Genomic DNA, 12,718 nt, shown 5'->3' with positions numbered 1-12,718 from the left:
CAAACGGGGCAGCCGCCTTGCCTTCAGTCCAGCGCGCGCAAGCGTTTGATCAAGGAAGAGGTGTCCCATCGCCCGCCGCCCAGTTTCTGAACGTCCTTGTAGAACTGATCAACCAATGCCGTCAGTGGCAGCGACGCGCCGTTCCTGTTGGCCTCGTCCAGACAAATACCCAAATCTTTCCGCATCCAGTCCACCGCGAACCCGTAGTCGAAATGATCGTCCAGCATCGTTTCGTGCCGGTTTTCCATCTGCCAGCTTCCGGCAGCACCCTGACTGATCACCTCGATCACGGCGCGGCCGTCCAACCCGGCTTTTTCGGCAAAGTGCAGGGCTTCGCTGAGACCCTGCACAACACCGGCGATGGCGATCTGGTTGCTCATCTTCGTCAACTGGCCAGCGCCGCTGTCGCCGATACGGCGGCATATCTTCGAATAGACCTGCATGACCGGTTCGGCCTTTTCATAGGCAGTTTGCGAACCGCCGCACATGATGGACAGAACGCCGTTCTCGGCGCCCGACTGGCCACCCGAAATGGGCGCGTCCACAAAGGCAAATCCCCTATCATCCGCAACCGATGCAAGCTCTTGCGTCACTTTGGCGGATACCGTGGTGTGATCGACAAAGACGGCACCTTGCGACATGCCGTCAAAAGCGCCGTTCTCGCCGGTGCAGATTGCGCGCAGGTCGTCATCATTGCCCACACAGGCAAAGACCAGTTCCGCGCCTTGCGCAGCCTCCGCCGGGGTTCCCGCCATTGCGCCGCCGTGCTGATCAACCCAGGCCTCGGCCCGTTTCGCCGTGCGGTTGTAAACGGTGACGTCATGCCCTGCTGCCTGCAGGTGGCCAGCCATGGGATAACCCATGACACCCAGACCTAGGAACGCGAGTTTTGCCATCAGATGATCCTCCCAGCTGTCCGGCCCTGCATCCGTCTGGTGGCGGGCCGGAATGTTCAGCAGAGACAAAGCAAAGCTGCGGGCAAAGGGCAACCCCGTGTCAGCTTTTGCGACCCAGATCGCTGAGGATTGGACAGTCGGGCCGATTGTCTCCGGCGCAGGCGTCAATCAGGTGGCTTAGCGTGTCACGCATGGCGTTGAGATCCGCAATCTTGATTTCGATCTGCGCCAGGTGATCGCGCGCGACCTTTTTGACATCAGCACTGGCGCGGGTTTCATCTTCGTAAAGGGCCAGCAGTGTCCTGCAATCGCCGATCGTAAAGCCCAATGCACGGGCGCGACCCAGAAAGATCAGCTTGTGCACGTCCTGTTCGCGAAACCGGCGATAGCCGTTGTCGTCACGCATGGGCCTGATCAGTCCGATATCCTCATAATACCGGATGGTTTTGGCGGGCAGACCGGTCTGGCTGGCAACGTCTCCGATATTCATGGTGTCACCGATTGGGTTGTTGGGATTGCAGAGGGTACGGGCGCGCTGACGCTCACCCGCCGCAAACGCAGTGCGTTGGTCACAACAAAGACGCTGGACAAGGCCATCGCCCCCGCAGCGAGCGCCGGGGACAGCAGTGGCCCGCCAAACGGGAACAAGACGCCTGCGGCGACGGGGATCAGCAGCGTGTTGTAGCCAAAGGCCCAGCCGAGGTTCTGGCGGATGTTGCGCATAGTCCGGCGGCTGATTTCCAAGGCGTTCACGACGCCCCGCAGATCGCCGGACATCAAAACGACGTCTGCCGTCTCGATTGCCACATCCGTTCCCGTACCAATGGCAAGGCCGATATCTGCAGCAGCCAGCGCCGGCGCATCGTTGATCCCGTCGCCAACAAAGGCTAACACGCCAAGACTGTCCTGCAGTTCGGTGACCGCGGCAAGTTTTCCATCGGGCAAAACATCGGCCACGACATGGTCAATGCCCAACTCATCGGCCAGCGCCTGCGCGGTGCGGGCGTTGTCGCCAGTGATCATTGCAAGGTTCAGCCCCATATCGCGAAGCTGCGCCAACGCTTCTTTTGTTCCCGGCTTGACCGGATCGGATACGGCAAGCAAGGCCGCTGCCGCGCCGTCAATGGCAACATACAAGGGCGTGGCCCCCGATGCCGCGCGCCTGTCCGCCTCGGCCCTCAGATCGTCAATGTCTATTCCGTTTTGCATCATCAGCTTCGCTGAACCGATCATGACGTCCTGTCCTTCGACCTCGGCGCGTACGCCAAGCCCGGTCATCGATTCAAACCCGGACAGCTCAGGCAAATCCGATGGACCGGCCCTTGTGATCGCGGTGGCAATTGGATGTTCGGACCGGGCCTCAAGCGCGGCGGCAAGGCGCAGCATTTTTTTCGGGTCAAATCCGTTGGCCGGGATAATGCCGTCAAGCTCGGGCCGGCCCAACGTCAAGGTTCCGGTTTTGTCAAAAGCGATGACCTGCGCCTGTTGCAATTGCTGCAGGGCATCACCTTTGCGGAACAGAACACCCAATTCGGCCGCGCGCCCGGTGCCGACCATGATTGAGGTCGGCGTTGCCAGCCCCATCGCGCAGGGGCAGGCTATGATCAGCACCGAAACGCCCGCAACCAGCGCCAGGGGCAGTGCGGGTTCGGGGCCGAAAACAAGCCACAGCGCGATTGTAAGCATTGCCACCGCAATGACCACAGGAACGAAAAAATAGGTTATGCGGTCGACAAGACCCTGAATTGGCAGTTTAGCGCCCTGCGCCTTTTCAACCATCTGTATGACCTGGGCCAGCACGGTGTCCGCCCCCACGCGTATGGCGCGGACGCGCAGCGCACCGGTGCCGTTGACCGTGCCGCCGACCACTGTGTCTCCGGCGGACTTCCCGACCGGCACCGGTTCGCCGGTGATCATGCTTTCGTCCAGATACGACGTGCCGTCCAGCACTTCGGCGTCCACCGGAACGCGCTCGCCCGGGCGGATTTGCAGGATGTCGTCCACCACAATGTCTGCGACGGGCAGGTCTGCGACCATGCCGTCCCTTTCAACCCGCGCCGTTTTGGGTTGCAAACCAATCAGCCTGCGGATAGCGGCACCTGTTCGACCCTTGGCGCGCGCTTCCAGCAGGCGTCCCAAAAGGATCAGCACGATGATGACGGCGGCTGCTTCGAAATAAACATTCGCCGTTCCTTGCGGCAGTATTCCGGGCGCAAAGGTGGCGATGACTGAATAAAGAAAAGCCGCGCCTGTGCCGAGAGCAACCAGCGCATTCATATCGGGCGCGCCACGCAGCAGGGAAGGAACGCCTTTGGCATAGAAAATACGACCAGGGCCAATCAGCAGAACCGCGGTCAGAAGAAACTGAATCATGTGGCTGGTTTGCGCGCCGATATTTGCCTGCACCCAATGATGGAAGGCAGGGACCATGTGCCCGCCCATCTCAAGCACAAAAACCGGTAACGCCAGAACCGCCGCCAGCAGGGTCGAGCGACGGAGGACGTTCAACTCGTCCGATTTATCGGCGGGCGTGGAACCAGGCGCATTCCCCTGGTCGACATGCGCGGTATACCCGATTCCGTCCGACACCTGCGCCAGTGCCTCGGGGGTCGTCGTCCCTAGGAGGTAGGAAACCAGTGCTGTCTGGGTCGCCAGGTTGACCTGCGCATCAATGACACCGGGGCTGGCCAGTAAGGCCCGTTCAATCCGGGACACGCATGAGGCGCAACTCATCCCCTCGATTCTCAGCGTCGCTTGCTGGGTTGCAGCCGGGTATCCAGCGCTGTCCAACGCCTCAACCAACGATGCCAAGGGGCCTTCAATTGCGACCTGTGCCGTTTCCGTTGCGAAATTGACAGAAGCGTCAGTGACGCCGGAAACACCCCGCAGCGCCGCTTCCACACGTCCGACACAGGAAGCGCATCCCATGCCCGTGATCCTGAGTTGCAGTGTTTTCAGTTCAGCCATCCGACTCGTCCCGACATTAGTTCTTCCCTGCACATGGGGGTTCCAGTCACGGGAAGGTCAAGGGGTTCGACTGGTTTTTTGTCCGAATTCAGGATCCGCGTATGTTCCGTTCCATCAGTCGCTGATACAGGCGCGGCGACAAACTGTTGAGCCACCACGCAAGGCGCGCAACACGCCCGACCGGGATCATGGGCTTGGACCTGTCCAACCCCCGCAGGATGACCTCGGCGGCATTTTCGGGGCTCATGGCGTCCATTTCATCGGATGCCGAGCCGGGACGCGCCATTCCATCTGCCTGCGTTTCGGCATTGCCGGGATTGGTGGAAACAAAGGACGGCGCGGCAATATGCACTCTGACGCCGTGCGGCCCCTCTTCGGATCGAAGCGATTTAAAAAACCCTTCAAGCGCATGTTTCGAGGCAGCATAGGCCGTCCGGTGATAAAGCGGCGCGAAGCCTGCGACCGACGAGATCGCCAGATGCGTGCCCTGCGTTTTGCGAAGCTCCGGAAGAAACGCGCGCGCCATTGCGACGGCTGCGAAATAGTTGATCTCGAACAGTTTGCGATGGCTGGCGTCGTCGGAAACGTCAAACCCGCGAATCTGGGTGACACCTGCGTTGTAGATGACCAGATTGATGCCATCGCTGGATTTGATGGTCTCAAGGACCGCTTCCTGCAACTGCTCGGGTTTCGTCAGGTCGCACCCGATCGGAAGCTGTGTTGGGGTCGCCGTAAGATCTGAAACATTCAGATCCAGCAGGACAACACGCCAGCCCCGCTGCTGAAGCCCCGCCGACAAGGCCCGACCCAGCCCACCTGCGCCGCCGGATATCACCGCCGTTTTCATAGCCCCGCCCATCCTTTCCACAGCGCGAATACCTCGGCGCTGGTCTTTTCCGGGGTGTATCCGAAATCGGTTTTCAGCGCAGTGTTGTCCAGCACCGGGCGGTACTGCAGAAATCGCACCTGTTCCGGTCCGTATCGCGACAGGCCAAGGGGGCGGGCAAGGCTCAGGACTGATCGGATCGCCCACGCAGGCAGGCGCAAAACAGGTTTGTTCAGGAGGTGCGCCAGTTCTGTTATTCCCAGCACTCCGTCGCCGGCCACGTTGAAGACACCGGCCGGTCCATCTGTCGCCGCACGTTTCAGTATACGCGCCAGATCGCGGGTCCAGATGAAGACAAAGGGACTGTCACTGCCGGACACCGCCAGCAGGCGTGGTTTGTGAAACAGCGCCGTAATCTGATTGTCCGTGCCTTCCCCCAGTACAGTGCCCACGCGCAGGACCACCTGCTCAAGCTGCGGCGCACGTTGACGGGCCTCGGCCAGCATCTCCTCGACCTGCCGTTTGTGGTCGGCATAGGGAAATTCGGCATTGCCACGCAGCGGATCCTTTTCGCGTAGCGGGACGCGGTTATCCGGGTGATAGCCGTAGGCAGCGCCCGACGACGTGACGACCAGCCGCCGAACGCCATTGGAAATTGCAGCGTTCAACACGTTTTTTGTGCCTGTGACATCCACATCAAACGCTTTCTGGCGGCCCATTCCGGGCGGTGGTGTCACAATCGAGGCCAGATGAACGATGACTTCCGGCTTCACCTTTGCGATCACACGGGCCGCTTCGTCAGTGGTCACGTCCAGATGCAGAAACGCGATGTCTTCAGGCAGGTCGGACGGTCGGTTCAGGTCTGTGGCAAATACAGCAAGGTCTTTGACTTCGGCCAGAAGGGCGCGCCCGACTGTTCCGGCGGCACCGGTAATCAGGATGCGGGTCATCGCGCTGCCTCGGTCCGAGCCATTGCCGTTGCCAGCGCAATCCCCGAGATCGCATGCCAGATGCCCCAGAAGGCTGCCACAACGGCCATGCCGCCCAATCCGTTGAAGAACGCGAATATCAGGACCAGCCCGAGGCCGGAATTCTGAATACCGGTTTCGATCGTTATGGCACGGCGGTCATAGGGGGACAGCCGGGTCAGAGTGGCCACAACCCAACCGCCCCCCAAAGCCAGCGCGTTGTGAATGATCACAAGCCCGGCGACGGCTCCGGCAAAGCTCAGGAAAAAGTCCCAGTTGGCCGCCAGAGCAAGAATGATGAACGCAACGAAGATGCCCATGGACAGGTACTGCAGCGGTGTCCTCAACCGCGCGGTCAGATCCGGCCGGCGCTGATTCAGCGCCATGCCAAGCACCAGAGGCAGGATCAGCATCAGCCCCACGATGATCGCAATCTGCCAGGGGTCGATTGCCGTTCTTTGCAGGATTTCCCGGGTCGGTGGATAAAGCCCGCCCCAAAACGCAATGTTGAACGGGGTCATTGCGATTGCCCCGATCGTGGCGAATGCAGTCATCGATACGGACAGGGCGGCATTGCCGCCAGCACGATGCGTTATGAAGTTAGAAATATTGCCGCCGGGGCAGGCTGCGACAAGGATCAACCCCAGAGCAATCGAAGGACGCGGGGCCGCCAGCCAGACCAGTACAAACGTCAGCGCAGGCAGCACCACGAATTGTGAGGCCAGCCCCACGATCACAGGCTTGGGCGCCCGGCGCAGGCGGTTGAAATCCTGCGGGGTTAGGTCGATTGCAATCGAAAACATCACGATTGCAAGAATGCCATTCAGCAAAGTCAGAGAGGCAGGGCTGAAGTTCAGGGTAATTTCATCGATGCCGGTCATGGGGCGGCTTTCCTGAACTTGTCGATCCAGCCGGTGACCGCTTTGCGGTAGGTCGCCTTGTCCACGTAATACGCCATGCGGGCGAGGTTGAGGTAGTTCATGCCCCCGGTGGCGCGCTCATAGGATTTTTGTTTTGTGGCTTTCAGTTCGGCCGCCGCGGTGCAGCCGCTCTGAATACCTTTTATATAGCGCGCCACCATCTCGGCTTGCTCGTGGCGTCCCTGCCAGCCTAGACCGGTCGCTTCGATCATGCCCAGAACAAACAGGTCGTCGCGGTCCGGATGCATGGCGTTGAGGTAAAGATGCGGCGCATCGCCCTGCCAGTTCAGTAGGTCGGGGTCAATGAACGGGTAATGCAGTTTGTACCCGGTCGCGGCGAGGATCATATCATAGTCTTCGCTGCCGCCATCTGTGAAATGCACAGTTTTGCCGTCGATCTGCTGAATGTCGGGCCGAACACGCAGATCTCCGTGACCCGCGTGGTACAGCACCAGTGAGTTCACGATAGGATGGCTCTCGTACAGTCTGTAGTCCGGTTTGGGAAAGCCGTATTTCTGCGGATCGCCGACGAACCACCCAAGGATCAGGCTGTCGATCTTGCGCTTCAGCCACATGGGCAGGCGGATCATTCCGCCCATCGTATCAGCTGGCTTCCCAAACACGTACTTCGGAACGAAATAGTACCCGCGCCGCATCGACAGATCGCAGCGCACGGCATGGTGAATGGCGTCCACCGCAATGTCGCAACCCGAGTTTCCTGCGCCCACGATCAGCACGCGTTTGCCATCGAACTGTTTGGGATACCGGTATTGCGAGGCGTGGATCAGTTCGCCTTCAAAAGTGCCTGCGAACTGCGGCATGTTAGGTTCGGACAGGGTGCCGTTGGCGATTAGAACACCGGCAAACTCGGCCTCATGTTCCCCGTCCTGATCCCGCCAGCAAACGCGCCAGCCATCGCCGGGTGCGCCCAACGGCCTGGCTTCTGTTACCTCGGCATTGAATGTGAAGAACTTACGCAGATCGAAGTGATCAGCAAAGGCGCGAAAATAATCCCGCATTGCCCGATGCGACGGATATTCGGCGACCCTATCCTCCATTGGGAAGTCGGTGAATTCCGTCATCCGTTTTGACGAGATCAGGTGGGCAGTCTCATACATGGTTGATCTGGGGGCATCAATGTCCCACAGACCACCGACATCCGAATGCAGCTCGAACCCCTGAAATGGAATACCTTGTTCCTTTAGCACCTTGGCCGCAGCCAACCCCATCGGGCCCGCCCCGATCAGGGCGAATGCCTCGCGCTTTTCTGACATGAACTCTCCCCTGTTCGCACGGCTTAAGTTGAACGAACGTACAAAATAAGGCAAGATGATTTTCATGACCGCCAAAGTGACTGAAATAAAACGACAAAGGGCACCATCGAAACGATCGCTGCAGACCCGGGCGCGCATTCTGGACGCGGCCGAGGCGCTGTTTGCCGATCGCGGATTCGAAGGGGCGTCGATCAGGGACATCGCGGCCAAAGCCGGTGTGCAAGTCGGGTTGGTGCATCACCACGGGGGCGGCAAGGAAGAGTTGTTTCACAAGACCGTTGCGCGTCGCGCGGATGAACTGGCCCAAATCCGGCTGGACGCCCTGAACGCGTTGAAAGAAGTTGGTCAGCCAACACTGCGCGGTGTTCTGGACTGCTTCATTCGGCCTTACATTACGTTAGCCGAAACGGGCGGAGCAGGATGGATGGCCTATGGGCGTCTGGTGGCGCATGTGTCTGTGGACCCGCGCTGGCGCGCCATCGCGGCGGAATGCTTCGACCCAACGGCGCGGCGTTTCATTGCGGAAATCGCTGTGCTGTACCCGAAGGTCGATGCCGCTTTGCTGGCCAGCGGGCAGGTGTATTCGGTGTCCGCAGTTCTGGCGCATCTCAACAGTGCATGGCGGGTGGATGCCTTGTCAGAAGGCGGACAACTTGCCGGGACCGACGAACTGATCGATTTTTGCGCGGCAGGGATCGAAGCGCTTGTTCGATCCGCAAACCCCTAGACGGTTCGGCATTATCTGGTTTCAAACTGTATCAGCAGAAGCGAATTATACGCCGCGGGCGGAGACGTTCGAACCGCTTCGGGCGAGGCAAAGAACCCAAATGAAATCACTGCCAGTAAAAAAACTATGCCAGCTAACAGCGCGCTGGCCAAATTCATTGTTGATCGCATCATTCGGGTAGTTCCTTGTTCTAATTCAAGGGTAAGGAGCGTTGTTGACGTCGTGTTCAGGATCGCCCTGCCAATTGCTGCCTGAGCTTTTCGTTTTCGGCCTGAAGCTGCGCCAGTTGCTGGCCCAGAGAATTCAGGTGAGGCCGAAGCTCGGCCTCGGTGAAACGAGGGGTGATGGGGCGGGGGCAGTTCCAGTCGAAGGCCTCGACCTTGATGACCACTGCGCGCTCGGCGGGGGCTTCGGCGTTGTCAGGGTAAAGACTGGCGGCTGCGGCTTCGCCTTCGGTGAATTCGACCCGTCCCAGAATCTTCAGACGGCGCTGATTGGCATAATCCATCAGGATCAGGGCAATCCGATCGTTGCCGTCCAAATTCCCGCGTGAAATGTACTGTTTGTTGCCTGAAAAATCAGCGTACCCAAGGGTTTGCGGCCCCAGCACCTTCAGGAACCCGACCGGACCGCCGCGGAATTGAACATAGGGCCAACCGGTCTCGGATACAGTGGATTGGTAAAAACTATCGCGGGCCTGAATGAATGCCTTTTCAGCCTCTCCGATCAGGTGTCCTTTTTGCGGACCGCTGTCCAGGAACTTGGCATAACTTCGCGCCGAACCCATCCTCTCCTGATGGGCGCGAACGGCGGGGGTGAAGGTCAGTTCGGAAAACGCGCGTGGCATGGGCTGTCCTTTCAGAGACCCAGATCAGACAGGCCGGGATGGTCGCCGGGGCGCTGTCCTGCGGGCCAGTGGAACATGCGTTGTTCTACCGTGATCGGCAGGTCATTCAGCGACGTGTGGCGCGAGGCCATTCGGCCGTCTTCAGCAAATTCCCAGTTTTCGTTGCCATATGACCGGAACCACTGACCGCTGTCGTCGTGCCATTCATAAGCATACCGTACAGCGATGCGATTGTCGCGATGGGCCCATAATTCCTTGATCAAGCGGTACTCAAGCTCCTTGGCCCATTTTCGTCTCAGAAAGGCGTGAATCTCGGTGTGGCCGCTCAGGAACTCGGCGCGGTTTCTCCAGCGGCTGTCTTCCGTGTAGGCGGGCGTTACGACATCCGGGTCGCGGCTGTTCCAGGCGTTTTCCGCCATGCGCACTTTCCGGGTGGCCGTTTCATGCGTAAAGGGCGGCAAAGGGGGGCGGTTCATATTTCAGGCTTTCAGGTTAAGGCGGCCGTGATCAGCGCCAGAGTCAGAAGAAAGGGAACGTACTGCGGTGAAAATAGGCTGGCACGGCGTCGCATCGGTGAAATCCTTTGGTGTACAGATCGGTAAATCTTGATGATAAGATGTACAGATCGGTTCATGTTTTCAAGCCCATTTTTTCAAAATATTCGACTTCACTCTCCTGGCTTTGGTAATAGTGTTACAAAACAATATTTTACTTGTTGTCATTGAAGCCTCTTTAGAAATTGTATATGTACTGATTAGTACAATCAGGAGCTAGGAATGCGCCCCAACAAACGTGATGAGCTTGTCCGCAAGGCCTTGGAGGTTTTCTACAGGGACGGTTTTCATGCCACCGGAATGGACAAGCTGGTGGTTGAAACAGGCGTATCCAAAACATCGATGTACAAGCATTTCCGCACCAAGGAGGAGTTGATCCTTGCGGCATTGCGCCTGCGAGATGAAAACTTCCGAAACTGGTTCGTCCGAAGGATTGAAGACCTTTCCGAAACGCCCGCCGGTCAGCTGATCGCCAGTTTCGATGTGCTGAAGGAATGGTTCGAGGAAGACAAATACCGCGGCTGCATGTTCATCAAGGCCGGGGCGGAGTATCAGGAAAAAGACCACCCGATCCACGTTCAGGCGGCCGAGCACAAGCGGTTGCTTCTGGACTACATGACCGATCTGTGCCGCAAGGCCGGGGTTCGTGATCCCGAAAGTCTGGGGTGCCAGCTGCTGCTTTTGCAAGAAGGCGCGATTGTGACGGCGGTTCTTCTGAAAAAATGCGACCCTGCGCAGGATGCAAAGGAGGCGGCGCAGGTTCTGCTGGACCACGCGCTGACATGATCGGATTTGATGAGCAGGTCAGACGCCAGACCGCGTAATGGAACGTCGCGTAGCAAGGATTAAGGACGCGGCGTCACGCGGATTGGAAGAATTCGGGGCCGGGGATAGCATCGGACTATCAAAGACCGGAGAATACGATATGTCGCTTTTCACTTCGACCGCCGCATGGGTCACCGACGAACACCGGATGTTTGCCGAAATGGCCGGCCGGTTCATGGATGACGAGCTTGTCCCGAGCATTGATCGCTGGGTCGATCAAGGGATCGTTGATCGCGCGTTCTGGACAAAAGCGGGCGAGACCGGCCTGATGGCGGGCTCGATTGGCGAGGCTTACGGCGGCGTCGGTGGCGGCATGGGGTTCGACTCGGTCACGCTGTACGAACAGGCTTCACGAGGCGATGCCGGATGGGGATTTGGGATTCAGTCCATCGTAACCCATTACATCACCACCTATGGCAGCGAAGATCAGAAACAGAAATGGCTGCCAAAACTGGCCAGCGGCGAGATGGTCGGCGCCATTGCCATGACCGAGCCGGGAACCGGGTCAGACCTGCAGGCGGTGCGAACCACGGCTGATAAGGATGGCAATTCGTACCGGATCAACGGATCCAAGATATTCATCACCAATGGCCAGACAGCCGATCTTGTCCTTGTGGTGGCGAAGACCGACAAATCGCAGGGGTCCAAAGGGGTGTCCCTGATTGCGGTTGAAACCGACGGCGCGGAGGGGTTTCGTCGGGGCCGCAACTTGAAGAAACTGGGTATGAAGGCCAACGACACGGCCGAGCTGTTTTTTGAAGACGTCAAGGTTCCGATGACGAACCTGATCGGCCCGGAAAAGGGGCAGGGCTTTTATCAGTTGATGAAGCAGCTGCCCTGGGAGCGTCTGACCATTGGCATCATGGCACTGGGCGCGATCGACTTCGCCATCGCAGAAACGGTGAAATACACGCAGGAACGAAAAGCCTTTGGCCAGCGCGTGATGGATTTTCAGAACACGCGATTCAAGCTGGCCGAATGCAAGACCAAGGCCGAAGTTCTGCGCAGCTTTGTGAATGACTGTATCGGAAAGCTTGAAGCGAGCGAACTGGATGCGGCCACGGCGTCAATGGTGAAGTACTGGGGCTCCGAGGTTCAGAACGAGGTCATGCATGAATGCCTGCAACTGTTTGGTGGATACGGGTTCATGATGGAGTATCCGATTGCCCGCCTTTATGCGGATGCGCGGGTTCAGATGATCTACGGCGGGACAAATGAGGTGATGAAGGAGCTCATCGCCCGTTCCCTGGACGTCTGAGTCCTGAACGCTCCCGCCAGTCGTCAATGTTCCTTGCGGAACACCTCCTCCTGTTGGGCCGCGCAGCGCGCCGGGGCGCGCTGCGTTCGTGACAGCAGATGGATCAGCCCCACAAAGTAGGGTTCATCCACGGATCTGGCAGGTGTAGAACGCCAGACGCCTTTGTCTGGTTCCGGTTGATGTGCAGGGACTGCCACGCCGGGGCCCATTCCGTTGGAATGGGATAGGGCGTGGATACCCGGTCTTCCGCAAGAAACCCAAAACGGCTGTAATACTGCGGATCACCAAGCACATAGACCTGCTGGTTCCCGAGTGTCTCAAGCTTGCTGATGCCTGCGTTGACCAGCCGTGTGCCGATCCCCTGTCGCTGAAGGTCCGATGAAACGGCAAGCGGCCCCAACAGGGCCCCCGGTGCCGGGTCGTTTTCTGTCCGGCAGGTGGTGAAAAGGACATGGGCCACCAGCCGATCACCGATGAACCCACCCAGTGACAGGATATCCTTTTCCAGCGTCAGAAGTTCCGCGACCAGCGGTGTAAGATCTTCGTCCGGGAACGCTTCAGGGTACAATTCCAGAATCTGTGCCCGATCTGATGCGCCCGTTTCGCGAATGGTGATCTTGTCGTCCAATTCGGCCTCCTTTGACAGCGGTCCAGCC

Annotated in this window: 13 protein-coding genes; 3 read left to right on the top strand and 10 right to left on the bottom strand. The window is 58.7% G+C overall.

What is annotated here, in order from left to right; all coding sequences use genetic code 11:
- Positions 1-23: 23 nt before the first annotated feature.
- The 7 genes from AC2FIR_RS13355 to AC2FIR_RS13325 all read right to left on the bottom strand — a co-directional run bounded on the left by AC2FIR_RS13355 (position 24) and on the right by AC2FIR_RS13325 (position 7,851).
- Positions 24-896 carry an NAD(P)-dependent oxidoreductase gene (locus AC2FIR_RS13355; protein ID WP_170615879.1) on the bottom strand — a complete coding sequence of 291 codons (873 nt, stop codon included), beginning with the start codon at positions 894-896 and terminating at the stop codon, positions 24-26.
- A gap of 100 nt (positions 897-996) precedes the next feature.
- Positions 997-1,386, bottom strand: coding sequence for a Cu(I)-responsive transcriptional regulator (cueR, locus tag AC2FIR_RS13350; RefSeq protein ID WP_170619721.1), 390 nt, complete (start codon positions 1,384-1,386; stop codon positions 997-999).
- Positions 1,383-3,863: a heavy metal translocating P-type ATPase gene (locus AC2FIR_RS13345; protein WP_496762494.1), complete on the bottom strand. Its 2,481-nt coding sequence runs from the start codon at positions 3,861-3,863 to the stop codon at positions 1,383-1,385. Before AC2FIR_RS13345 ends, cueR begins: the two co-directional genes overlap by 4 nt.
- Before the next feature lie 88 nt (positions 3,864-3,951).
- Positions 3,952-4,710 (bottom strand): SDR family NAD(P)-dependent oxidoreductase, encoded by a 759-nt coding sequence (locus AC2FIR_RS13340; RefSeq protein ID WP_496746619.1) that lies wholly within the window; start codon positions 4,708-4,710, stop codon positions 3,952-3,954.
- Complete coding sequence (locus tag AC2FIR_RS13335; RefSeq protein ID WP_496762492.1) at positions 4,707-5,639, bottom strand: SDR family oxidoreductase; 933 nt, start codon at positions 5,637-5,639, stop codon at positions 4,707-4,709. Before AC2FIR_RS13335 ends, AC2FIR_RS13340 begins: the two co-directional genes overlap by 4 nt.
- Positions 5,636-6,538 (bottom strand): bile acid:sodium symporter family protein, encoded by a 903-nt coding sequence (locus AC2FIR_RS13330; RefSeq protein WP_496746623.1) that lies wholly within the window; start codon positions 6,536-6,538, stop codon positions 5,636-5,638. The genes AC2FIR_RS13335 and AC2FIR_RS13330 overlap by 4 nt, the downstream gene beginning before the upstream one ends.
- A complete protein-coding gene (locus AC2FIR_RS13325) occupies positions 6,535-7,851 on the bottom strand; it encodes a flavin-containing monooxygenase (protein ID WP_496746625.1) in 1,317 nt (438 codons plus the stop codon). The genes AC2FIR_RS13330 and AC2FIR_RS13325 overlap by 4 nt, the downstream gene beginning before the upstream one ends.
- Positions 7,852-7,915: 64 nt before the next feature.
- On the opposite strand from AC2FIR_RS13325, the gene AC2FIR_RS13320 reads away from it, so the two are divergent.
- Positions 7,916-8,578 (top strand): TetR/AcrR family transcriptional regulator, encoded by a 663-nt coding sequence (locus AC2FIR_RS13320; RefSeq protein ID WP_496746627.1) that lies wholly within the window; start codon positions 7,916-7,918, stop codon positions 8,576-8,578.
- Positions 8,579-8,804: 226 nt separating this feature from the next.
- Here AC2FIR_RS13320 and AC2FIR_RS13315 read toward each other — a convergent pair whose 3' ends face one another.
- Both AC2FIR_RS13315 and AC2FIR_RS13310 read right to left on the bottom strand, forming a co-directional pair.
- A complete protein-coding gene (locus tag AC2FIR_RS13315; RefSeq protein ID WP_496746629.1) occupies positions 8,805-9,425 on the bottom strand; it encodes a pyridoxamine 5'-phosphate oxidase family protein in 621 nt (206 codons plus the stop codon).
- 11 nt (positions 9,426-9,436) lie between these two features.
- Complete coding sequence (locus tag AC2FIR_RS13310; RefSeq protein ID WP_496746631.1) at positions 9,437-9,901, bottom strand: nuclear transport factor 2 family protein; 465 nt, start codon at positions 9,899-9,901, stop codon at positions 9,437-9,439.
- Positions 9,902-10,201: 300 nt separating this feature from the next.
- Between AC2FIR_RS13310 and AC2FIR_RS13305 the strand changes: the two genes are divergently transcribed.
- Both AC2FIR_RS13305 and AC2FIR_RS13300 read left to right on the top strand, forming a co-directional pair.
- Positions 10,202-10,765 (top strand): TetR/AcrR family transcriptional regulator, encoded by a 564-nt coding sequence (locus AC2FIR_RS13305; RefSeq protein ID WP_170682180.1) that lies wholly within the window; start codon positions 10,202-10,204, stop codon positions 10,763-10,765.
- Positions 10,766-10,904: 139 nt separating this feature from the next.
- The gene (locus tag AC2FIR_RS13300) at positions 10,905-12,062 is read left to right on the top strand and encodes an acyl-CoA dehydrogenase family protein (RefSeq protein ID WP_496762520.1); all 1,158 of its coding nucleotides are present in this window, start codon (positions 10,905-10,907) and stop codon (positions 12,060-12,062) included.
- Between the two features lie 103 nt (positions 12,063-12,165).
- On the opposite strand, the gene AC2FIR_RS13295 is transcribed toward AC2FIR_RS13300, so the two are convergent.
- Entirely contained in the window at positions 12,166-12,690 is a 525-nt protein-coding gene (locus AC2FIR_RS13295) for a GNAT family N-acetyltransferase (RefSeq protein ID WP_170615903.1), read from the bottom strand.
- Positions 12,691-12,718 lie beyond the last annotated feature (28 nt).

Source organism: Ruegeria sp. CDSB136, assembly GCF_059610965.1.
The sequence above is the reverse complement of the archived record's forward strand: the minus strand, read 5'-3'. Positions and strand labels throughout refer to the sequence as shown.